We start from the raw sequence: 21,123 nt of genomic DNA, 5'->3' as shown, positions 1-21,123 counted from the left end.
ACATTAAAACTCTGAATATAGAGAGAAACCCAGGTTTTGATTTTTCGGTTTTACAATAACAATGACATTATCCAAGAAAACGGCATAAGAGACCATACAAGCTAATAATAAACCTGGTTGTAAATCTGTGAAATACATTAGATATTAAACAAAAGACTCAAAAGAATGCTTGGAATAACTCAAGAAGCTGTAATAAGGCATCTTAATCCGGTCATCGGTGGATGGTGTCGATATTACAATTCAGTAGTAATGCGGAGATCTTTAAATCTTTGATAATATTATGTTTAACAAACTTTGGAAATAAAAATGGTATTTAGCACAATAACAAAGGAAAGTTCTGATCAAAGATAAATACTAAAGGTATAAGAACGATAACTGGAGGTTTATGTCAAATAACGGAATGTATCTTATTAATCACGGAGACCATGCTATTAAACGGCACATCAAAGTCTTGCAAGACAAGTCGCCATATGATGGAGATTGGTTATATTGGGGAAAACGGCTAAGTAGAATCTCGAGAAAATCACCAAAATAATAAAATTACTGAAGATACAACAAAGTAAATGTAAACATTGTCAACTACTTTTTAGGTATGATGATATTATAGAAGTACATCATCAAGATAAAAGTAGAAATAACAATAATATAGAGAATTTATCTTTGTTACATGGGCATTGTCATGATCAAGCACATACAGGGCAAAAGTACGACAAGCACCAAATTACAGAGGAGCCGTATGAGGTGAAAGTTTCAAGTACGGTTCTGAAGTCGAGTGAGGAGAGGTGACTTTCCTCACTTAGATAACGAATATCAGTTAGAACCAAAGCGGAAGAAGGCATTAAAATAGGGGATCAAGTAAAATTATCAGCAAAACTCTTTCCTCCAAAAATTGCGCCTTCGGAATATGCATATGATTTTGCAAGAATAGCATATTATCAGAAAATAAATGCAACAGGCTTTGCAACAAGCAAAATAGTCCTATACAAAAAGGCTGAAGCAAGAAAATTTCAAGAGTATATAGAATCTTTCCGTCAATATATCTATGAAAACCTACAGCAAAATACCAAAAAGCCACACGCGGACATAATCTCTGCATTATTAGTTGGCAAAAAAGACGGGATAGATCAAAAAACTATGAATGCGATACGAGATTCAGGTATAGCACATTTATTTGCTATATCTGGTTTACATTTATCGTTTGTTGCTGGTCTATTTTTTATAGCATTCCGTAATTTATTTGCAATATCTGAAACTTTGACTCTTAAGTATAACACCAAGAAAATATCTGCATTCCTTACCATTTTGCCAACCACGTTTTATCTATTGATCACTGGTATGCAAATTTCCGCTCAGCGCGCGTATATTATGGTGATTTTGGTACTTATTGCAATAATCATAGAAAGGAAATATCGAGGATTAATAGCAATTGCGTTTGCTGCTTCGATGATACTCATAATGGAGCCAGAAGCAATCTTAAAGCCAGGCTTTCAAATGTCATTTTCTGCTGTCTTAGCACTGGTTGCCAGCTATCAGATCAATGCCAAAAAATTTTTAAAAATAAAAATAATAGAATATTTTGTGTCGATAATGATAAGCTCAATAATAGCAAGTTTAGCAACAGTTCCATATACAATATATAATTTTAACTATTTTTCAATCAGCAGCATTATCACAAATTTAGTTGCTATACCAATAGTTACACTCATTATTATTCCATTTGGAATAATCTATGTTTTATTGATTCCTTTAGGTACTCAGTGGATTATAACGCCTCTCATGGAACGCCCAATTGACAGCGTTTTATATATAACAAACGCAATTGCCAGTCTTCAGTATTTGGTTATTCCTATTCGCACTTTTCCTGGCTCATCAATTATTATAATAACACTTGGGTTATTGTGGCTATGCTTGTGGGAAAGGAATTGGCGTTTTTTTGGAATTTTCTTTATTGTGCTGGGTATTTTCTCTAGCGCTATGTATAGAACCCCTGACATCCTGGTCAGTATTGATAATCTTGCTGTAAAAGAAGATGACAATTTACTATATTCCCTTACTAGAAAAAACAGAAATTTTGTTGTCAAAACGTGGGCAAAGCAAAACGGGCAGAATCAAATTGTGAATCACGCTAAATACAACAACTCAAACAAAAGGCTAAACTGTAGTGATTACAGCTGCGTATATAATAAAGGAAATAATAAGTCAGCGTTGCTAGCTCACAAAAGAGAAGATATTTTAGAAAATTGTAACAATGTCGATCTAGTAATTCAGTTAAGCAAGTTTAACTATCCAGCTTGCAATACTAAAATCATCAAATATGCTGACTTAGAGGCATATGGCACACACTCTGTTTGGCTAACAGATAGTGGTATAAAGGTTAGTAAAGTGCGTTCTAATCGTCCTTGGCATAAGCCAAAAACTTGTTTTTAAAGTATCATTTATATATAATTACTTAATTAGGATGTAAGGAAATTTATGCCTTTAGATACAACAAATCCTTTTAATGTTAAAGTAGATCATAATTTTGCCAAAATAGATGATGCTATTGGTTTTTTTCCTAGATTATGGCGTGCAACAAAGAAATATTCCGTAAGCAACACTCTACCTATAGCAGCTGTAAATACTTGGCTTCAATTTTCTTTGGCTTATGTAGCTGCAATAATAATAACCCATAATGATCTAAGGTTTATTACAGATATTTTTAACCCAACATTCATGCCAATTTACACTTTGGTTTCTATTATTCTTTTAACAACTTTTGTAGCCTCTTCTGCTATGAGATATATGCATAAGCAGGAGGTAAAAGAAGGAGAAAAGTTGATAGAGGAATTAATAAATGATAAAATTAGAGGTGGCAAAGACAACGAGATAAGTGAACTTGCTGAAAATGCTCTAAAAATAGAGATAAAACCAAATTTAAGTCTTATAGGTCACAAAAAAGCAAACTTTTCAATAGTTTTACCAATTTCTGAAAGTCAGAAAAAGATATTAGATAGTCAGAAACAGGAGAATAAAAATAAGGCCATTTTTCTTACCATACCATATATAATTAGCACTGTAATTATAGTTGGCGCATTAATACAAAATAGATTTAGCTTTGCCAATGTTCAGGATTTGGAATGGGCCATAGTTGCACTGGCTAGTATCATTGCTATTGTTGGGATATGTATAACATTCAGCAAGCTAAAAAACAATGAGATAAATAATAATCATAATATTGTTAAAAAGTTTAACAATTTGGATATTCTCTTTCCATTCAGAAGAGGTGGGGTTGTGTCGGTAATGGAAAAAAAGACAAAAGATGAGGAAGAAAATGATTCTATATCTCGATTGATAAAATTACTTGATAAGCACTTGACTGATTTTACAGATAAAATTGTTGACTCACTTAATAAGCACCTAGATGAAGCTGAAGGTCTGCTTGATAATAGCCTTCTAAAACCTGCAAACAATGAAATTCAAGAAACACTTGTTCATCTACGAAGAATTAGAGAAGACATAAAAAAAGATTTAGATGAGTTGCACAAGGAAATCTCGCCCATTTTAAGTGAAGCTAAAGGGCTGACAAGAAGAGCAAATTCACTAAACATTGAAAGTATTTTGTCTAGTTTAGAGAATGCTATTAAAATTGCTGAAGATAAGATTGAGCGATTTGAACCAAGCCGATTTGTTGGCTTTTTTCAACCTAGAGAAAGAACAATTAGCGATGATCCTGAGTTCATAGATATATTGGAAAAACAAAAAGAGGAAACAGAAAAGATAAAAAACGAATTAGAAGAAGAACTAAAAAAAGTAAAAGATGAACTAGAGGAATTAAAGAATAAACAAACAAACGAACCTACTAGCAATGAAGACAGTGCTATTCCTCCTTCTCCTCTTGAAGAACAGCAAGATGAAGAGAGAAAAGCAATAGAGAAAAATAGACTATTAAAATCAAAAAAAAGGACAAAAGAACTGGAGAAAGAAAATGCAAAATTGGAAAAAGAATTATCTGAACAAGAAAAAGCAGATGAATGGAAAAAAAAAGTTAATGGCAAAGCAAGTGAGTTTTTCTTCTATTTATTAGAATCTATTAAGTTGGAAGAAAAAGATGATAAGGGAGAAAAAGTCAGTGAGGTAACATTAAGAAATTTTGATAATAAGGTAATAATCCACTGGAAGGATGGCTCTCAAATGACTTTTAATATCCAGAAACAAGATGGGCTTCAAGCTCAACCTAACACAAAAGTTGATTTTGTGGATCCAGATGTTCATGCAGCATTTGAAGTAGCTTATTCAAGGTAGCTACTATAGATATATAGTCTTAGATATTGTTAGTAATGAAAAGGCTAGATACCTACATAGCTAAAAAGTGTAACATATCACGCAGTAAAGCACAAAGATTGATACAAGATGAGCGGGTAACATTACTTGGCACGCCGATAATTAATAATGACCACATAGTAAAACCAGGTGAAGAGTATATAGTACATCTCGTTCAACCTGACATATCCACATCAATTGAACCTAACTATAATATAAAGCTTGATATCATCTACGAAGATGGGGATATTATAGTTCTGAGTAAACAAAGTAGATTAACAGTACACCCAGGTGCTGGAACAAACAATGATACACTCCTGAATGCAGTGATCGCTCACCTTGGCAAAATTCCATATACAAATACAAGACCAGGAATTGTTCACAGGCTTGATAAAGATACTAGTGGACTCATGGTAATTGCAAAAAATGAACAATCCCACAGCTTCTTGTCTGAGCTGCTATCAAATCGTAAAATAAAACGGGAATACTTAGCAGTAATTTGGGGAGCATTACCTAATCTGCAAGGAACAGTAAAAACCCATATTGCTCCAAAACGCAGTAATAAAGAAATGATGTGTGTCACAAAAACAGCAGGTAAACTAGCAATCACTCATTATTCAGTGAAGAAAATTATAGGGCAAGCAAGCCTGGTTAAATGTACTTTAGAGACAGGCAGAACACACCAAATTCGAGTACATATGAGCCACATAGGACATTCTGTAGTAGGTGATCAAGTTTACGGAAAAAATAGTAGTAAAAGTGCAAAATATGCTAAAAATTCTGATTTTATCCGCAGCTTCAACAGACAGGCACTACATGCTCACACGCTGGGATTATATCACCCAAAAAGTAAGGAATACATGGAATTTGTTTCTGATGTACCACAAGACATGCGGGTCTTAATCGGTGAATTTGAAAATATATCTTAATAAAATTCATATCAATATTATCATCCATGTTATCAAGAAGTTAATTAATGAGAGAAAAACTGCCGCACTACCTAGATCTTTCACTTTTTTTGAAAGTATATGTTGTTCACTGGAAATACGCTCAATTGTTGTTTCAAAAGCAGTGTTAATAATTTCTACAATTAACACCAAAAATAGGCTACTTACCATTACTGCACGTTCTAAATTACTTACATCTAAAACAAACAAAGTTGAAACACATATTATAAAAAGCAGTAACTCCTGTCTGAACGCAACTTCTGATACAAAAGCTGATTTTATTCCTTCACAGGAGTATTGAATTGCTTTTATTAGACGAGTAATGCTTTTCTTCATTATCAATTTTGGAAACTCAATGAATTATACTTATTGCACTCAGGTAAAAAATGCATGAAAACACCTTTCAGTCGTGATCACTTACAAAGATTTTTAAGTTAAAGTCTAGCATATTGTTTGAATCAAGAAAATTAGTACAAAGCCTTTCAACAAACGCTTAAGGCAGTTATATATTGATACTGACACAAAAATCCTTTAATTAAATTTCTCTTGCCTTAGCTTACACGATCCTCATTTTGAAATAAGTAATAATTTATTATAGTCTTGATATTTAAACATTTTGTATCTGCTGTAATGATTTCACTTCCAATTTGCTATTCTTTACATATTGAATTGCAAGCGCTAACGCTTTACTCCCAGAAGCTGTGGTGCTATAAGCTATATTTTGCAAAATAGCAGTTCTCCTGATATCTTTGCTATCTGAGACTGATTTCACACCTTTTGAAGTATTGATTACTAGATTTATTTTTCCATCTTTGAGCATATCAACTATGTGGGGTCTGCCTTCTCTCACTTTATTTACAGCTTTTGCAGCAATGCCGTTATTGTTCAGATACAAAGCTGTGCCTTTAGTGGCATATATTTCAAAACTCAGTTCTTTCAACATTCGTACAACAGGCAACATATACTCTTTATCATCATCTTTTACTGAAACCAGAGCTGTTCCTTCTGTTGGTAACTTGTATCCTGCAGCCATGTGCACTTTTGCAAGTGCAGCTCCGAAAGATAAGTCAATTCCCATCACTTCTCCTGTTGATTTCATTTCAGGACCAAGTAAAGTGTCAATTCCCGAAAAACGCGTGAATGGAAAAACAGCAGCTTTAACTGCAAAATGATTGAAAGGCTTGTTTTCCTGATTCAATTTTTTACCCAAAATAACCTGAGTGGCAAGCTTTGCAATAGGAATATTGATTACCTTGGAAATAAAAGGAACTGTACGGCCAGCCCTTAAATTCACTTCAAGTATGTATACATCACTCTCTTGAATAGCAAACTGAATGTTTATCAGACCTTTCACTTCTAGTGCAAGAGCTATTCTTTCAGTTTGGAGCTCGATCTCTTTTATTACTTCGTCACTCAATGTATTTGTCGGTATTGAGCATGTTGAATCGCCAGAGTGGATACCAGCTTCTTCAATGTGCTCCATGACCGCTGCAATGAAAACTTTTTTCCCATCACATACAGCATCAACGTCAACCTCAACTGCATTGACTAAAAATTTATCAAGAAGCAGTGACCCGTGTTCAAAAATTTTGGTTTGATTCAAGACATACTCTTTAAAGCTCTGAGTATCGTGTCTAATCGACATAGACTGACCGCCGAGGACATATGATGGCCTAACTACTAGTGGAAACCCCACCTTTTCTGCGTTGGTTAACGCTTCTTCTACTGAATGGCAGATAGAATTTTCAGGTTGTTTTAAATTAAGTTGCAAAGCAAGGTTTTTAAACCTCATGCGATCTTCTGCAAGGTCAATAGAATCAAACGAAGTTCCCAGAATTTTGAAACCTCTCTCGTTAAGCACTTTGGCTAACTTTAAAGGTGTTTGACCACCTATTTGAACTATTACACCAACCAGTGTGCCATTTTCTTGCTCTTTGCTTAGTATTTCAAGCACATCCTCTGCAATCAGTGGGGCGAAATATAAACGATCAGCGGTATCATAATCAGTTGAAACGGTTTCCGGATTACAGTTAATCATTATTGTTTCATACCCCATTTCTTTGGCGGCAGAAGCTGCATGTACGCATGCATAATCAAACTCAATACCTTGACCAATGCGATTTGGACCACTTCCTAAAATGACAACTTTTTTTTGATCCGAAATATTCGCCTCACATTCCGTTTTATTTTCAACATCACCCTCATAGCAGCCATACATATAAGCAGTGCTCGATTCAAATTCAGCTGCACAGGTGTCTACGCGTTTATAAACTGGATTAATGCCAAATTTTTTTCTTATTTCTTCAATTTGCTCTACTTTCTTATTGCTTAATTTTGCCAATCTTGCATCTGAAAACCCCATTTTTTTCAGCTCTAACATTTCATATGCAGTCTCAGGAAGGCCGTTTTCCTTGATTTTTTGTTCAGCTAATATAATTTGCTGTATATTCTGCAAAAACCATAAGTCATATCCCGTAATCGAATTTATTTCTTCTATGCTTATTCCATGACGCATTGCGTCAGCAGCAATCAGTAATCTGTTTGGCAGCAATTTTGCTAATTGAGATTTAACATCTGTGTCTTCAGAAAACACTTCATCAAGTCCTGTAAGACCAGTTTCAAGTGAACGGAAAGCTTTCTGTAGTGACTCATTAAAAGTGCGGCCTATAGACATCACTTCCCCCACTGATTTCATGGAAGTTGATAGTTCACAATTCGTCCCCTTAAACTTCTCAAATTCAAAACGAGGAATTTTAGTGACGATGTAATCAATCACTGGTTCAAATGCAGCAGGTATAACTAGAGCGCAATCATTACGTATCTCATCGAGTGAATAGCCGATAGCAAGTTTAGTTACAACTTTTGCAATAGGATAACCTGTTGCTTTTGAAGCAAGTGCAGAAGAGCGAGAAACCCTTGGATTCATTTCAATCACAACGAGGCTTCCATCTTCTTTAGGATTCACTGCAAACTGAACATTTGCACCACCGGCACTAACATCAATTTCTCTTAGCACTGCTATAGATGCATTTCTCATCTGTTGGTATTCTACGTCACGCAGAGTCAAAGCAGGAGCAACCGTGATACTATCTCCGGTGTGCACTCCCATTGGATCAATATTTTCTATCGAACAGACTATTATGCAGTTATCTTTACAATCACGGATAACTTCCATTTCATATTCTTTCCAGCCGATAATTGATTCATCTATCTGAACTTCATTTATTGGCGAAATTTTGAGAGCACTTTCTGCGATATTGAAAAACTCCTCTTTATTATATGCTATACCACTGCCTGCGCCACCAAGAGTGAATGATGGGCGGATGATTGCTGGTAATCCAATGTAGTCCAAAGCCTCTTTTATTTGTTCTTGATTTTTTATAATGATACTTTTGGGGTATTTCAGTCCTATTCTATCCATGGATTGGCGGAATAACTCTCTATCCTCTGCTTTTTTTATTGCTTCTCTATTTACCCCTATTAATTCTACGTTGTATTTGTCTAACACTCCATCATCTGCAAGTTTTATTGCGCAATTGAGTGCTGTTTGCCCGCCCATTGTTGGCAATATTGCATCTGGCATCTCCTTGATTATAATTTTCTCTATGATTTCAGGCAGTACCGGCTCAATATAAGTTGCATCAGAGAATTCAGGATCTGTCATTATAGTTGCAGGATTGGAGTTAACCAAAATGACTTTATAACCTTCACTTTTTAATACTTTACAGCTTTGCGTTCCGGAATAATCAAACTCGCATGCCTGACCTATAACTATTGGGCCTGCTCCTATTACTAATATAGATTCTATATCTGTGCGTTTTGGCATAATTACAATAATAGTCTCGACTCAAGTAATGTTACCAATCTTTCCTGTGTATGTGAATTTTTATTAAACCTAACTACCTTTAGGCTTAACGTATAACTGTATGAACATTGTGATTTGAGTCCACTAGGAAAGATGTCATCCAAGTAGCCCCTATTTGTCATCCCAGTGTCAAGCACTGGGATGACTTTGTTGCATCGCTCTTTGGATAGTAGATAATGTATAATAAATTCATGAAGCTATCTCAAATTTAGCGACGCCAATTTCAATAAATTTATTGAGTAAGTAGCATTTTATTAGCAATTCTTTTTCACGATTTACTTCGGATTTATTTCTAAAGCTAAACCCAAATGTTTGTTTTAGTCGCGAAAAAAAACTCAATATATGACCTCTTTCCATAATTTACTTTTTCTTTCCACTTCTTCATACCATCTTACATTATGTAATTTGATTAACCTAATAGCAGTGTTCCTATCAGACATGCAGTCTATTTTTAAATGCTCTGCTGCACAGGTTTTTGGTAGAATTTTTGCTTTTATATTATATTCTTTGCATAATTTATAAAGTTTATGCCTATCGTACGCCCTATCGGCATATAGTACTTTTACGACATGCTGAAACAACTTTTTTTAGCAGATCACAAGTGATCAGAGTAGACACCGTTACTGTATTTTACAGCTATGGCGTTTTTGCTATTTATATTCAACATTACATGCAATTTTCTTGTCTGTTCATAGCTGCGATACTTTCTATCTTTACTATTTTCCTGACTGTGACCAGGTATTATCTGATACTTGTACTGTCTATGGCAATTTCAATATCTTCCATATTGTTTTTGTCAACTCTGCAATCATTGATCTTAATATTGAGCTTTTTAAACCTTCTTGAAGCCTGCGAATAGCTAATGACTGCTAACTACTTGCTGCAAATATCCTTTTATAAACCCTACCGTTTGTCTTAAGCCAATTCTAAAGAGACTAGCGACTATATGCACTAAAATCACAACTTTATCACTGTAAATATTGTTGCCACCGAATACTTTTGGACCATGTTCGTACCAATTTTCTATTGCTTCATTAATAAAATGAAAAATATTTCCTCTCTTTCTTGGAGAAATTTGTTATATTCATTGCAGTTACTGACTTTCATTTGCTGTGGCATATTTTTTCTTCAATGGTTAAATGGCTATTCTATAATGAATTTTGTTAGTAACTGACAGTTTTTTTCTCTTGAGTGATGCAACAAAGCCATCCCAGTGTCACGCACTTGGATGACAGGAACATGAGATGACACCGAAGGGGCTACTCGCATCTTTTTAGCCCAAATCACAATGTTCGTATAGCTGTGACTGGGATGACACCTTCCTTATATCAAAATATAATTTTGATATAAAAACTGGATTTCAATACTGAGATTACATCCTTTCTAGTGGAGATTGCTCTCAAATCACAATGTTCATACAAATATACTTTATGAATTGCGTCTATAATCTCTAAGCACTTCATCAATAGTGTGCCAAGCTTCAACAGCGTTCGTGTTTGTGGTGATATCAGCAAGAGCCTTCCATAAAGCCCAGGCTCGGCCACGAGTCCAAGTGCTGGCATCCAACGGAAGCATTGCACGGAAGATTTTTCGGCTTTCTCCTCTAAGCAGCGTCCAAGCAATTTTTAGATCGCAAGCGGGATCACCGATCCCCAATCCTCCAAAATCAATGACGGCACTCAATTTTCCTTCTTGCACCAATAGATTGCCAGCGCTAACGTCGCCATGGACCCACACTGGCAAACCTTGCCAAGTGCTTGCCAGCGCTGCTTCCCAGAGCTCGATTGCAGCATTGGCATCCATTCTATTTTTCAGAATGGCAACTGCTTGCTTTGTCTCAGCATTATAGGTTGTTAGTGCCCCTCCACGATAGAAATTATGTGGTCCGGGGAGAGGCCCATCTGTAGTATCTATGCGTTGTAAAGCAGTGAGAAATTGAGCAAGGCTGGTTGCAAAGTCATTCAGATCTGCTATGTGCACAGATGCAGCGATGTTGCCATCAATCCATTGGTAAATAGACCATTGCCACGGGTAACCCTCACACGACTCTCCCATTGCCAAAGGCTTTGGAATTGAAAGTGGCAGTAAAGGTGCCAACCTGGGCAACCACTTTTGTTCCTTTTCCACCTGCATTGCATACTTTGCAGCGCTTGGCATACGCACAAGCATGTGATCACCCAGACGAAATGTTCTATTGTCCCATCCACCGGGCACAATTTGGCAGATAGATAAATCTTTAAATTGCGGAAACTGGGTGGCAACTAAGCGGTGTACAAATGCAGCATCTACTCTTGCTATTTTTTGTATCAATTGTGAATTAAATTTCTTTCTTTATAATATATCTTACCTGATACAAACAGGGCTACTATAAGGTAAATAAGATTCCATGTTGCTAACGAAACACCAAAAATATAATGAGGTCTGTCACAAGATGGAGAGTAGTTAGGGTTTAATAGATTATTTCTTAGCTCTTCTATGCTAACGTTACCACTTGCTTGCTCTGTACAGCCTAAAACATCATGAAATAAGTGGAGTTCAAGACCTACATGATAAAAAGATATTATTGCACCAATGAGATAGCTGCAAAACATCGCATAGATTAGGATTTTGTTGTCTTTGAACATGTACGCAACTGCAAGTAGCCCTGTAACATAGTAAACTACTCGCTCGTATATACATAACTTACACGGTATCATATTGAAAAAATACTCTAGCACATATGCAAAAATTAAAGCGACAGCGCTTGATAAGAGAAAAATTATAGAACTGTTATTTACATCTGACATAGTTAATGAATTACTACAATATCTGTGAAGAGTCAACTCTTGTTTGACAACGTTTCATGTAACGATAGAACACTAAGTACTATGTTACTACTTTTACACCTCTATACATATGCTCGCCGTTGTATATTGGTTCAGTAATCAGCCCTTTCATATCAGTTGCAACTCTAGTATCACTATCTATTTTTGCAATTTCTTCTTTGGTATACAATTCATCCTTATTTTTCGTCCAGCTATTGTCATATTGAATATCAACTTCTCCTCCATTGGTTTTAAACCCAAATGTTTCTTGCATAAGCAATCTTGCTTCTTCCAAACGTCTATTGTAACGTTTGTTAGAATCTTGATAGCTAGATATAAGAAGAAGAACGTCATTAGAAAGAGTGAAATATACTATCTCTTCCATAATTTTGTAAATCTCATGTTCTGATAGCTTAAACAAAGGATAATCTTTTTAAAACTTATTCTTTACTTCATTGTAAATTTCCATAATTTTTACTCTACCAGCATCGCTTAGAGCAATGATAGCATTTTCAATACTTGCTATACCATCATAGTCATAACCTTTTCTGTCATTTTCAGCAACCAAAAAGCCATGCACAGCCTGAATCTCACCAACTTTCTTATCTTCTTTAGGTAAGATATCAAAATCAAAATAGATCATAGGAGACTTCAGTGCTAACAACATAAATATACGCATACTGTCTATCTCAACACCAAATTTACTTTCTGGAATAGAGTATAGATCTTTGAAATATTGAGATACAGTGTATAAAGGACATTTAGATAGTTCTGTTTTCTTATTTGGTTTTAAGTGAAAGCTGAATTCATACTCTCCTAAATCCAGCTCATTAAAATCTATAAGTTCTGTATTTTTGTTTGGGTTAAATTTTCTGTTTGATATTTTATTCTCCAACTCTTTGCGTTGCTCAGGAGTAAAACCAGATCCATTTATTACTAATTTCACTACACGTGTATTTTCCCTTTTTGCCCAATCTTTCCAAATATTTTTCTGGGATCGGATATCCATATCTTTTTGGAAGTCACTGAAATACTAAAGGTGTATCAACTGTGAAAGTATGTGGAAATCCAGGCCTTAAATCTTGTCCTTTATAATTCATAGCAAAAGTACTAAATAAGTTAATACTTTACTATATAATATTAATTTATTTAGTACTTATTTAAGTAACATTGTTTATTTATTAAAAATATTACTTAAATAAGATTACCTACTTTACATAGGGATTTTTGTTCTTTTTCAAAAGTAATCTGACTGGTACACCTTCAACAAAGAAGTTTTTTCTAAGACCATTAGTCAAATAACGTTTATAACTCTCATCAACACTTTCCGGGACGTTGCATACCAAAGAAAAAGCTGGAGGTTTGGTGCCAATTTGAGCAATATACTTTATTTTAATTGCTCTACCTTTTATAAGTGGGTGAGAATGTTTTTCCACGGCATCTATTAGCCAATTATTCAGTTTTGCAGTGCTGATCTTCTTGTTTAAGGATTCACTCACTTCAAGACACTTATCTATCACATCACCGCAGCGCATACCTTTCAATGCAGAAATTGTTACAGTTGGCACTTCCAAAAATAACCGAGTCACTTCCTGTTGTTTGACAAATTTTATTAACTTACTTCTGTCATCCTTACCTATTAAATCCCACTTATTTAAAACAATGATAATTCCCTTCCCCCCTTTAATTGCAGCTTCAGCAATTGATAAATCCTGCTGCTCAACGCCAAGCAAGGAATCTAGCATTAAAATCACTACATGAGAGCGCTTTATTGACTCTATACTTTTTTCAACAAATCTTGATTCTAAGTTATCAACAACATTTGCCTTTCTGCGGATTCCCGCAGTATCGATGAGAGTGATTAATTTCCCATTATGGTCGTATGAAATATCCACAGAGTCACGCGTGGTACCGGGTTTTGAGCTTACTATTAGTCTGTTTTCTGCAAGTAAACTGTTTAAAAAAGTTGATTTTCCAACGTTTGGGCGACCGATGATTGCAATCCTCAGTCTAATGGACTCACTTTCAGGCAGCTCAGTTTTTTTGTTAAAATCTTCAATAACACCAGCTAATGCATCATAAAGATCAATCATACCAAGATTATGTTCGGCTGAGATGTACACCGGACCTATGAAGTTGAAGAACTGCAAATAATCAACGTTTTCCGATTTATGACTTTCGCATTTGTTTGCTATTAGTATTACAGGTTTGTTCGTTTTTCTCTTCAGCCACTTTGCAAACTCTTTGTTCTGCTCGTTTTGCACTTTTGCATCAACAAGAAAGAAAACTACATCTGCGCTTAATAAAGAAAATTCTATTTGTTCAATAACTTGTAGTGAAAAACTGGTTTGGTCATTCCATCCTCCTGTATCTATAACTTTAAACTCTAAATCACTAATTCTTCCAATTCCTTCACGCCTATCTCTCGTTACTCCTGGAATGTCACTAACTACCGCTGCTTTTCTTCTTACTAGCCTATTAAATAGAGTTGACTTGCCTGCATTTGGAAGGCCTATTATGACTATTTTCAGCATAGTTTAAGAGCATGTTTTGTACATAATAGATTATAATCAAAATTTTTTAGTTTAACTATTGACTTGATAGATTATATATCTATCCTAAAATTAGGATATTTTATCTTAAGTTTATTATGTAAAATTGGAGGCGCTATGCATAATGCAAATGAAACTTTAATAATGAATTGCGATCAAGTTGCTCAATTAACTCCTAAAATTTATAAATTAGGGACACCTTATAACAACAGGACACGTATATATAACTATATAACTTTAGCTAAAGCATTGGAGAATCTCAATGATCAATCCCGGTCACATGCAAATAAGGAGCTTTTTTTGAGTGACAATGATGAAGAAACTAAGAAATTTCTGAGTGTAATTCGAAAAGGAATTGCTGAATATACAGGTAATGATTCTGTAGATGTGAGGTTGAGAGGAAAAGAAGATAAATCATTTACTGCATGGGTATCGTTAAAAGAAGGCAGAGGTGAGTTAAAATTTGATAACTCATTTCCTGGTAAAGCCTTGAAGGATAGTAATCTAAAAATTGGAGCTTTTACATTGGTATCTCCAGAAGATAAAAGGTTGGTGCGTGTTTCACAAAGTGATGATGGTGTAAGGCTTTATCAAATACTAAATGAGTCTTGTATAATTAAATTTAACTGGAAAGTGGGTGATAGAGATTGCAGTATTGCTTTAAATATTAGTGAAAATGGTAACGTATTTTGTACTGATTTAAGTGATAATATAAGTCCTGAGGACTTCGAGGAAAACAAAGCTGTAAAAATAAAAATTGGCTATTATGAGAATAAGAAGATGGATAAATATAATGACATGACTCTAGCAAAATTGGTCTCATTGGCTTCAAACTTACAAGGAATTGAAAGAGAAGTTATAACAATTAATCCATCAACAGGTGTAACAAGTGCAAGTGCACAGAATGTTAGTGAGTCTCAGCATTCTCAAAATATTAAATAGAAATTGCTAGCGCATTAATTATCGTACACATACACCGTTGCATGCAGCAACGGTGTATGTGTATAATCAATAGGATTTGTAAGCTCAATAAAGTTTACAACCAATTTGAAAGTTATTTTACTACATGCAAGACTCTGAAATACTAGAAACTCTAAAGATCAAAACATTAGAAGCCGAAAAAGGAGGAGGTCCTGACAGAGTTAACAAGCAACATGAAAAAGGAAAGCTAACCGCTAGAGAAAGGCTGAGTATATTGCTCGATGAAAATTCATTTCAAGAGTATGATAAGTTTGTGAAGCATCACGCAACTGATTTTGGCATGCAAAATGCTGATTTTTTAGGTGATGGAGTTGTAATTGGCCATGGTACTATTTATGGCAGAAAAGTTTTTGTTTATTCTCAGGATTTCACTGTCTTTGGTGGATCACTTGGTGCATCACATGCAAAAAAAATATGCAAAATTATGGATATGGCAATTAATGCCAGGATTCCAATTATCGGACTAAACGATTCTGGTGGGGCCAGGATCCAAGAAGGAGTAAATTCCCTTGCTGGTTACGGAGAAATTTTTCAAAGGAATGTAAATGCATCAGGCGTTATACCACAAATCTCTCTAATCATGGGCCCATGTGCTGGTGGGGCAGTTTACTCTCCAGCGCTAACCGATTTTATTTTCATGGTAAAAAATAGCTCATACATGTTTATAACCGGACCAGATGTAGTGAAAAAAGTTACATACGAGAACGTAAGCCACGAAGATCTTGGTGGAGCAAAAGTTCATACAGGTAAAACAGGAGTAGCAGATTTTGCATTCAATAACGACGTTGAAATGTTGCTAGAAATGCGTGAATTCTTTACCTTTTTGCCAGCAAACAATCAAGAGTTGCCAAAACCTGTAACAATCTGTGACTTAATTGATGATGTTGATGAATCTTTGAACACTCTAGTTCCTAATAATCCTAATAATGCTTACGATATGTATGAACTTATTGAAAAAGTTTGTGATGAAAGGAAATTTTTTGAACTAAAACCCGATTTTGCTCGTAACATCATAATTGGCTTTGGCAGAATTGGAGGAAATACTATTGGTGTTGTTGCAAATCAACCTATGCACCTTGCAGGATGCTTGGATATTGACTCTTCAAGAAAAGCTGCGAGGTTTGTAAGATTTTGTGACGCATTTAACATTCCCATCATCACACTTATTGATGTTCCAGGTTTCCTGCCAGGTACAAATCAAGAATACAATAATATAATACAACACGGAGCGAAACTGCTTTACGCTTACGCTGAAGCGACCGTGCCGAAAATTAGCCTTATTACTAGAAAAGCGTATGGTGGTGCATATATTGTTATGAACTCAAAGCATTTAAAAGGTGATATAAATTATGCTTGGCCAACCGCTGAAATAGCTGTAATGGGCCCTGAAAGTGCAGTTGAAATTATATTTAGGCATGAAAAAGGCCAGCAAACGTTAATCAAAGAATATAAAGAGAAATTTGCTAATCCATTTTTTGCTGCATCACATGGATACATTGATGACATTATAGTGCCAAGTAAAACAAGGCATCACTTTCACAAAGCATTAGAGCTACTTAAAAACAAGAAAGTAGAAAGAATATGGAAGAAGCATGATAATCTTCCTTTGTAACTTTCCTCTCAGTCTTTATTGTAAGGTCTACAGTGCCGTTACACCAAGTTGGATTACCAATAACGCTAACTTTTGGATTCTTTTTTCTACAATATATTCTTACTTTAGCTAAAAATTACTTCCACATATTTTAAATCTGATTATAACTACAATTAGAGATACTTTTAGAGCTCAAAAATTTATCTTTGTCTGCAGACTTTTTTTATTAAACTCATAAAAAAATGTAGCGTATCCTCTTCAGCGTATACACACATACTTAATTTTTGTCGTATGTACACTACATTTTTTTCTAATCTTTTTTTCACAGGGGGATTTTATGTTCAGAATTCCAGATACTTGACCTTTACTTTAGCTAATAAAAACCAACTGGTACCTGCGGTTTTTATAGCCTCAAAATTTCAATCAAAATTCAACTATCATTCAAAGAAACTTTATAGTTATTCTTAGTGTTATTACTGTAGTAACAGCGCTATGATGATAAGAACATAGAAAACTTCTATAACCTTGGTTCTTTTAAACTTTGTAGTTGATTTTAAGTAAAGATACTCGTAATTGTGTCAGCTAATTATGAAAAAGACTTTAAGTGAGAGTATGTAAGTAAGATACTCACTACTAACAAAGATATACAAAAGTTGTCTTTGTTTACTTTGCCAATTAGCAAAAAGCTTATCCAATAAGTCGTTTTTCCTGTCTTTTAGGGCTAATATTCCATCTTCTTTTGCTAATTTAAAATCTACATCCTGCCTCCAGTGCGATAAATCTACAATTACATTTTCCACCATTTGTTTTCCTATTTTAGACCTCACTAATTACTTTATAATAGATACAGGCAGCTTCAATGTCTCACAATCATAAACGTTGAATACATACAACAACATGAGTACAATTCAGTGTGCCGTTACCAAGACTCGAACTTGGGACCTCGTCATTACCAATGACGTACTCTACCACCTGAGCTACAACGGCAAGTTCACGTATTATGATAATGAATAACATAAAAAAAAATAAGGAAAAAGAAGAAGAGAGAAAAAGATTGGCAAAAGCTTTAAAGCAAAATATTCTAAAAAGAAAAAAACAGCAACAGAGTAGACAAGATGCCAGAACTCCCAGAAGTGGAAGTAATCTCTAACTTCTTATTTGATAAAATCAAAAGTAAAAAAATAAGTAATGTTACAGTCAATAATTGGAATTTGCGTGTACCAATAACGAAGAATATTGATGATTTGCTAAAGGGCAAAGTTATAAATGATATCAAGCGTAGAGGTAAATATATAATCTCGAATATAGATGCTAGTATGGCTGTAATCATACACCTTGGCATGAGCGGAAAGCTTATATATGCTGAAGACAATCAAGCACAGAACAAACATGATCATGTGATATTCTTATTTTCTGACAACACTTCACTAATCTTTAATGACCCAAGAAGGTTTGGATTAGTGATTGTTTTAAACAGAGAGCAAGAACTAAATTTTTTTAATAACCTAGGAATAGAACCCCTCACAGATGAATTTGACGGACATTATTTACAGAAGTTGCTAAAGAACAGAAAAGCAAATATCAAATCAGTATTAATGAATAATAAGCTAATAGTTGGCGTAGGTAACATATATGCTTCTGAGAGCTTATTTAGAGCTCGCATATCACCACTTAGGCTAGCACAAGATTTAACATATATAGAGTGCGAAAAACTTGCTATCGAAATAAAAAATACTCTGAGTGATGCAATTGCTGCTGGTGGTTCAACACTGAAAGATTATGCACAACCATCTGGATCTGCTGGATACTTTCAAAATAACTTTTACGTATATGGTAAAGTGCAAAAACCTTGCAGAATCTGCAACAATATCATAACACTTATACGACAAAATGGTCGTAGCACTTATTTTTGCAATGCATGTCAGAATTAAATTTTATTTTTGCATATGACACTCTTACCTGAAAAAGATCCTTTTGATTTGTTTTCAAAGTGGTATCAAGAAGTACTTAATTTTCCGTGTAAAGAGTCAACTGCAATGACGCTAGCAACGTGTAGCAAAGACTGCATTCCATCTGCAAGAGTGGTATTACTAAAGGAATATAGTAAAGAAGGTTTTGTGTTCTTTACTAACGTAAACAGTAGAAAAGGAAAAGAATTGACTGAGAACCCCAAAGCTGCACTCGTATTTCATTGGACAGAATTTTCTAGACAAGTACGAATTGAAGGAGAAGTTAGGCTTCTAAGCGGCAAAAAGGCTGACGAATATTTCTCTTCTCGAGCACGTGATAGTCAAATTAGCGCGTGGTGCTCAAAACAATCAAGAGTTCTGAAAAATTGGCAAGATTTTGAGCAGGCTATAGAATTGAAAGAGAAAGAATTTCACAATACACAAGTTTCTCGTCCTGACTTTTGGGTGGGATTTTGTGTAATTCCAAAAATAATTGAATTTTGGCAAGAAGGTGAGCATAGGAGACATACTAGATTTAGATACACTCTTGTTGAGAAAAGCAATTGGAAAATAGAGCAACTATATCCTTAATTGTAAAAAATAGCATCTGTTCAGATGCATGTGAAACCAGTGCTTCCTTTTTTGTCATCTCAGCTTCCATAATGTCATCCAAGTAGCTGACACCGATTTTCATCATTAGATGATGAAGTAGAATGGGTGTCATTCCAGCACTTGATGCTGGAATCTAGCTTTTCTTACCAATAAAAACTTAACATAAGATAGCCTCTTTTGTGCTCAAAATTTTTCTAGATTCCAGTGTCAAGCACTGGAATGACACCATCATAAAGGAATCAGTATCATCTACTTTCATGACACTATTCATTCCTATAATTGTCTTTTCTCGCCTATCTTATTTTTCCACTCTGCTTGAACAGATACGTATGGAAAGCTCTACTGTGTAAGTGCCTCTCTCTTAACTAATATACATCACTTGCTAGGTCCGGATATATTAATTTTTGATAAGTCAACTTCATCTACTGATGAGCTAGGTCTGGCATTCTTCATATGTTGTACCAAAAGCTCCATAACTTTTTTCTGCCCAAGAGATTGCTGAGATGAACGTAATGTTCCCAAATCTCCAAAACCAACTAACCCAAGAAATCTCTGAAATCCTTGTGGATCCGGGACATCATTACGCCAGTTGCTGTTTTTTGCGCTTTTAGCAGCTGCTTGTAAAGGAGTATTTCCTGAATGGTTTTTAATATTAGTATCAGCACCTTTTTCTAGCAGTAATCTTGCTATTTCTTCATGGCCCTTGATAGCTGCTACATGCAAAGGTGTATTACCAAGCCTATTGCTAATATTGACATCCACCCCTTCTACACTAAGTAATAACTCAACTATCTCCTTATGGCCATTGTTAACAGCCACACTTAAGGGATCTCTACCGACACCACAACCATTGACTTTAGCACCGTTATCAAGAAGCACCTTGGCTACTGCTTTATGCCCATTCTGAGCAGCTGAATACAAGGGTGTGAAATTATTTTTGTCTGTTGTGTTAACATCAACCTTTTTTGTACTAATCAATAATTCAACTATTTTAGTGTGTCCATTTTGAGCGGCTGCTTGCAGAGCTGTGTTACCAAATGTATTGTCTTTAGCATCAACCTCGATTTTTTGAGTATCAAGTAACACCTTTACAACTTCTGCAAGTCCATTTTGAGCAGCAATATGTAAAGGTGTTTTACTATCAGTATAGTCTTTTATATCAGGATCAGCTCCTGCTTTAATCAACTCCTCTACTATAGCTTTTACTGTAGTTTTGTTTTCACTCATAATAGCAGAGTGCAAAGGTGTACTGCCTTCAATAGTTCTTGCATGAACATCAGCCCCTTTACTTATTAGTAACTTTACTACGTCTAACTGCCCTGAATAAGCAGCTTTATGTAAGGCTGTAAATTCAGCTCTATCCTTGATATTGATATCAATTTTTGCATTAAGTAATGACCTAACTTTGCTTATTTCACCGCGAAAAGCAGCTGTATGTAATGGAATACTCTCATCTAAAAGCCATTGACCTATACTGAACATGTTTACCCTCTATTATATACAAAAGCATACTATATCAAAAT

General features: G+C 34.9%; 18 protein-coding genes, 1 tRNA gene and 2 pseudogenes. 10 read left to right on the top strand and 11 right to left on the bottom strand.

Translation table 11 applies throughout. The annotated features are described in order from the left end of the window. Positions 1-165 precede the first annotated feature (165 nt). The 5 genes and pseudogenes from LEM02_RS06760 (at position 166) to LEM02_RS01110 (ending at position 5,228) form a co-directional block, all read left to right on the top strand. Positions 166-273 carry a group II intron maturase-specific domain-containing protein gene (locus tag LEM02_RS06760; protein ID WP_226079361.1) on the top strand — a complete coding sequence of 36 codons (108 nt, stop codon included), beginning with the start codon at positions 166-168 and terminating at the stop codon, positions 271-273. A 112-nt stretch (positions 274-385) separates the two neighbouring features. Beyond that, positions 386-535 carry a hypothetical protein gene (locus LEM02_RS01125; protein WP_226079360.1) on the top strand — a complete coding sequence of 50 codons (150 nt, stop codon included), beginning with the start codon at positions 386-388 and terminating at the stop codon, positions 533-535. 269 nt (positions 536-804) lie between these two features. After that, positions 805-2,427: pseudogene (locus tag LEM02_RS01120) on the top strand (ComEC/Rec2 family competence protein); the annotation flags it as partial. Between the two features lie 45 nt (positions 2,428-2,472). Next, positions 2,473-4,281, top strand: a complete 1,809-nt coding sequence (locus LEM02_RS01115) for a coiled-coil domain-containing protein (RefSeq protein WP_226079359.1) — start codon at positions 2,473-2,475, stop codon at positions 4,279-4,281. 35 nt (positions 4,282-4,316) lie between these two features. Then, complete coding sequence (locus tag LEM02_RS01110) at positions 4,317-5,228, top strand: RluA family pseudouridine synthase (RefSeq protein WP_226079358.1); 912 nt, start codon at positions 4,317-4,319, stop codon at positions 5,226-5,228. Positions 5,229-5,234: 6 nt separating this feature from the next. On the opposite strand, the gene LEM02_RS01105 is transcribed toward LEM02_RS01110, so the two are convergent. From LEM02_RS01105 to der, 8 genes and pseudogenes are all read right to left on the bottom strand, one after another. After that, positions 5,235-5,582: a diacylglycerol kinase gene (locus LEM02_RS01105; protein WP_007302306.1), complete on the bottom strand. Its 348-nt coding sequence runs from the start codon at positions 5,580-5,582 to the stop codon at positions 5,235-5,237. Positions 5,583-5,853: 271 nt separating this feature from the next. Continuing rightward, complete coding sequence (gene carB / locus LEM02_RS01100; RefSeq protein WP_226079357.1) at positions 5,854-9,072, bottom strand: carbamoyl-phosphate synthase large subunit; 3,219 nt, start codon at positions 9,070-9,072, stop codon at positions 5,854-5,856. A 228-nt stretch (positions 9,073-9,300) separates the two neighbouring features. Continuing rightward, positions 9,301-10,230: pseudogene (locus tag LEM02_RS06865) on the bottom strand (IS5 family transposase). A 309-nt stretch (positions 10,231-10,539) separates the two neighbouring features. Beyond that, on the bottom strand, positions 10,540-11,421 hold the full coding sequence (locus LEM02_RS01085) for an aminoglycoside phosphotransferase family protein (protein ID WP_226079355.1): 882 nt from the start codon (positions 11,419-11,421) through the stop codon (positions 10,540-10,542). Next, positions 11,418-11,897, bottom strand: coding sequence for a disulfide bond formation protein B (locus LEM02_RS01080; protein WP_226079354.1), 480 nt, complete (start codon positions 11,895-11,897; stop codon positions 11,418-11,420). Before LEM02_RS01080 ends, LEM02_RS01085 begins: the two co-directional genes overlap by 4 nt. Before the next feature lie 79 nt (positions 11,898-11,976). Continuing rightward, a complete protein-coding gene (locus LEM02_RS01075) occupies positions 11,977-12,300 on the bottom strand; it encodes a hypothetical protein (RefSeq protein ID WP_226079353.1) in 324 nt (107 codons plus the stop codon). A 48-nt stretch (positions 12,301-12,348) separates the two neighbouring features. After that, positions 12,349-12,924 (bottom strand): hypothetical protein, encoded by a 576-nt coding sequence (locus tag LEM02_RS01070; RefSeq protein WP_226079352.1) that lies wholly within the window; start codon positions 12,922-12,924, stop codon positions 12,349-12,351. A 199-nt stretch (positions 12,925-13,123) separates the two neighbouring features. Then, on the bottom strand, positions 13,124-14,449 hold the full coding sequence (der, locus tag LEM02_RS01065; RefSeq protein ID WP_226079351.1) for a ribosome biogenesis GTPase Der: 1,326 nt from the start codon (positions 14,447-14,449) through the stop codon (positions 13,124-13,126). Positions 14,450-14,584: 135 nt separating this feature from the next. Here der and LEM02_RS01060 point away from each other — a divergent pair, with 135 nt between their 5' ends. Together LEM02_RS01060 and LEM02_RS01055 are read left to right on the top strand one after the other, a co-directional pair. Next, positions 14,585-15,409 (top strand): hypothetical protein, encoded by an 825-nt coding sequence (locus LEM02_RS01060; RefSeq protein ID WP_226079350.1) that lies wholly within the window; start codon positions 14,585-14,587, stop codon positions 15,407-15,409. 124 nt (positions 15,410-15,533) lie between these two features. After that, complete coding sequence (locus tag LEM02_RS01055; protein ID WP_226079349.1) at positions 15,534-17,060, top strand: acyl-CoA carboxylase subunit beta; 1,527 nt, start codon at positions 15,534-15,536, stop codon at positions 17,058-17,060. 557 nt (positions 17,061-17,617) lie between these two features. On the opposite strand, the gene LEM02_RS01050 is transcribed toward LEM02_RS01055, so the two are convergent. Together LEM02_RS01050 and LEM02_RS01045 are read right to left on the bottom strand one after the other, a co-directional pair. Next, positions 17,618-17,866, bottom strand: a complete 249-nt coding sequence (locus LEM02_RS01050; RefSeq protein ID WP_226079348.1) for a hypothetical protein — start codon at positions 17,864-17,866, stop codon at positions 17,618-17,620. An 87-nt stretch (positions 17,867-17,953) separates the two neighbouring features. Next, positions 17,954-18,026 (bottom strand) — tRNA-Thr (locus LEM02_RS01045). A gap of 19 nt (positions 18,027-18,045) precedes the next feature. Between LEM02_RS01045 and LEM02_RS01040 the strand changes: the two genes are divergently transcribed. The 3 genes from LEM02_RS01040 to pdxH are packed head-to-tail and all read left to right on the top strand — an operon-like array spanning position 18,046 to position 19,579. Next, the gene (locus LEM02_RS01040; RefSeq protein WP_164741535.1) at positions 18,046-18,189 is read left to right on the top strand and encodes a hypothetical protein; all 144 of its coding nucleotides are present in this window, start codon (positions 18,046-18,048) and stop codon (positions 18,187-18,189) included. Beyond that, positions 18,155-18,970 (top strand): bifunctional DNA-formamidopyrimidine glycosylase/DNA-(apurinic or apyrimidinic site) lyase, encoded by an 816-nt coding sequence (mutM, locus tag LEM02_RS01035; protein ID WP_226079347.1) that lies wholly within the window; start codon positions 18,155-18,157, stop codon positions 18,968-18,970. Before LEM02_RS01040 ends, mutM begins: the two co-directional genes overlap by 35 nt. Before the next feature lie 15 nt (positions 18,971-18,985). Beyond that, on the top strand, positions 18,986-19,579 hold the full coding sequence (gene pdxH, locus LEM02_RS01030; RefSeq protein WP_226079346.1) for a pyridoxamine 5'-phosphate oxidase: 594 nt from the start codon (positions 18,986-18,988) through the stop codon (positions 19,577-19,579). Positions 19,580-19,975: 396 nt separating this feature from the next. Here the strand turns inward: pdxH and LEM02_RS01025 are convergent, their stop codons facing one another. Further along, positions 19,976-21,082, bottom strand: coding sequence for an ankyrin repeat domain-containing protein (locus tag LEM02_RS01025; RefSeq protein WP_226079345.1), 1,107 nt, complete (start codon positions 21,080-21,082; stop codon positions 19,976-19,978). Between the last annotated feature and the right edge of the window lie 41 nt (positions 21,083-21,123).

It is taken from the genome of Wolbachia endosymbiont of Tribolium confusum, from assembly GCF_020405475.1.
Classification (GTDB): Bacteria; Pseudomonadota; Alphaproteobacteria; order Rickettsiales; family Anaplasmataceae; genus Wolbachia.
This window is presented reverse-complemented; position numbering and strand designations above follow the sequence as displayed.

What these genes read in the sequence shown, in the direction of transcription:
- LEM02_RS01125 (WP_226079360.1), top strand. Translation starts at nt 386, where the DNA reads ATGTCAAATAACGGAATGTATCTTATTAATCACGGAGACCATGCTATT.
- mutM (WP_226079347.1), top strand. Translation starts at nt 18,155, where the DNA reads ATGCCAGAACTCCCAGAAGTGGAAGTAATCTCTAACTTCTTATTTGAT.
- der (WP_226079351.1), bottom strand. Translation starts at nt 14,449, where the DNA reads ATGCTGAAAATAGTCATAATAGGCCTTCCAAATGCAGGCAAGTCAACT.
- pdxH (WP_226079346.1), top strand. Translation starts at nt 18,986, where the DNA reads ATGACACTCTTACCTGAAAAAGATCCTTTTGATTTGTTTTCAAAGTGG.
- LEM02_RS01080 (WP_226079354.1), bottom strand. Translation starts at nt 11,897, where the DNA reads ATGTCAGATGTAAATAACAGTTCTATAATTTTTCTCTTATCAAGCGCT.
- LEM02_RS06760 (WP_226079361.1), top strand. Translation starts at nt 166, where the DNA reads ATGCTTGGAATAACTCAAGAAGCTGTAATAAGGCATCTTAATCCGGTC.
- LEM02_RS01110 (WP_226079358.1), top strand. Translation starts at nt 4,317, where the DNA reads ATGAAAAGGCTAGATACCTACATAGCTAAAAAGTGTAACATATCACGC.
- LEM02_RS01025 (WP_226079345.1), bottom strand. Translation starts at nt 21,082, where the DNA reads ATGTTCAGTATAGGTCAATGGCTTTTAGATGAGAGTATTCCATTACAT.
- LEM02_RS01040 (WP_164741535.1), top strand. Translation starts at nt 18,046, where the DNA reads ATGAATAACATAAAAAAAAATAAGGAAAAAGAAGAAGAGAGAAAAAGA.
- LEM02_RS01075 (WP_226079353.1), bottom strand. Translation starts at nt 12,300, where the DNA reads ATGGAAGAGATAGTATATTTCACTCTTTCTAATGACGTTCTTCTTCTT.
- carB (WP_226079357.1), bottom strand. Translation starts at nt 9,072, where the DNA reads ATGCCAAAACGCACAGATATAGAATCTATATTAGTAATAGGAGCAGGC.
- LEM02_RS01060 (WP_226079350.1), top strand. Translation starts at nt 14,585, where the DNA reads ATGCATAATGCAAATGAAACTTTAATAATGAATTGCGATCAAGTTGCT.
- LEM02_RS01070 (WP_226079352.1), bottom strand. Translation starts at nt 12,924, where the DNA reads ATGGATATCCGATCCCAGAAAAATATTTGGAAAGATTGGGCAAAAAGG.
- LEM02_RS01105 (WP_007302306.1), bottom strand. Translation starts at nt 5,582, where the DNA reads ATGAAGAAAAGCATTACTCGTCTAATAAAAGCAATTCAATACTCCTGT.
- LEM02_RS01115 (WP_226079359.1), top strand. Translation starts at nt 2,473, where the DNA reads ATGCCTTTAGATACAACAAATCCTTTTAATGTTAAAGTAGATCATAAT.
- LEM02_RS01055 (WP_226079349.1), top strand. Translation starts at nt 15,534, where the DNA reads ATGCAAGACTCTGAAATACTAGAAACTCTAAAGATCAAAACATTAGAA.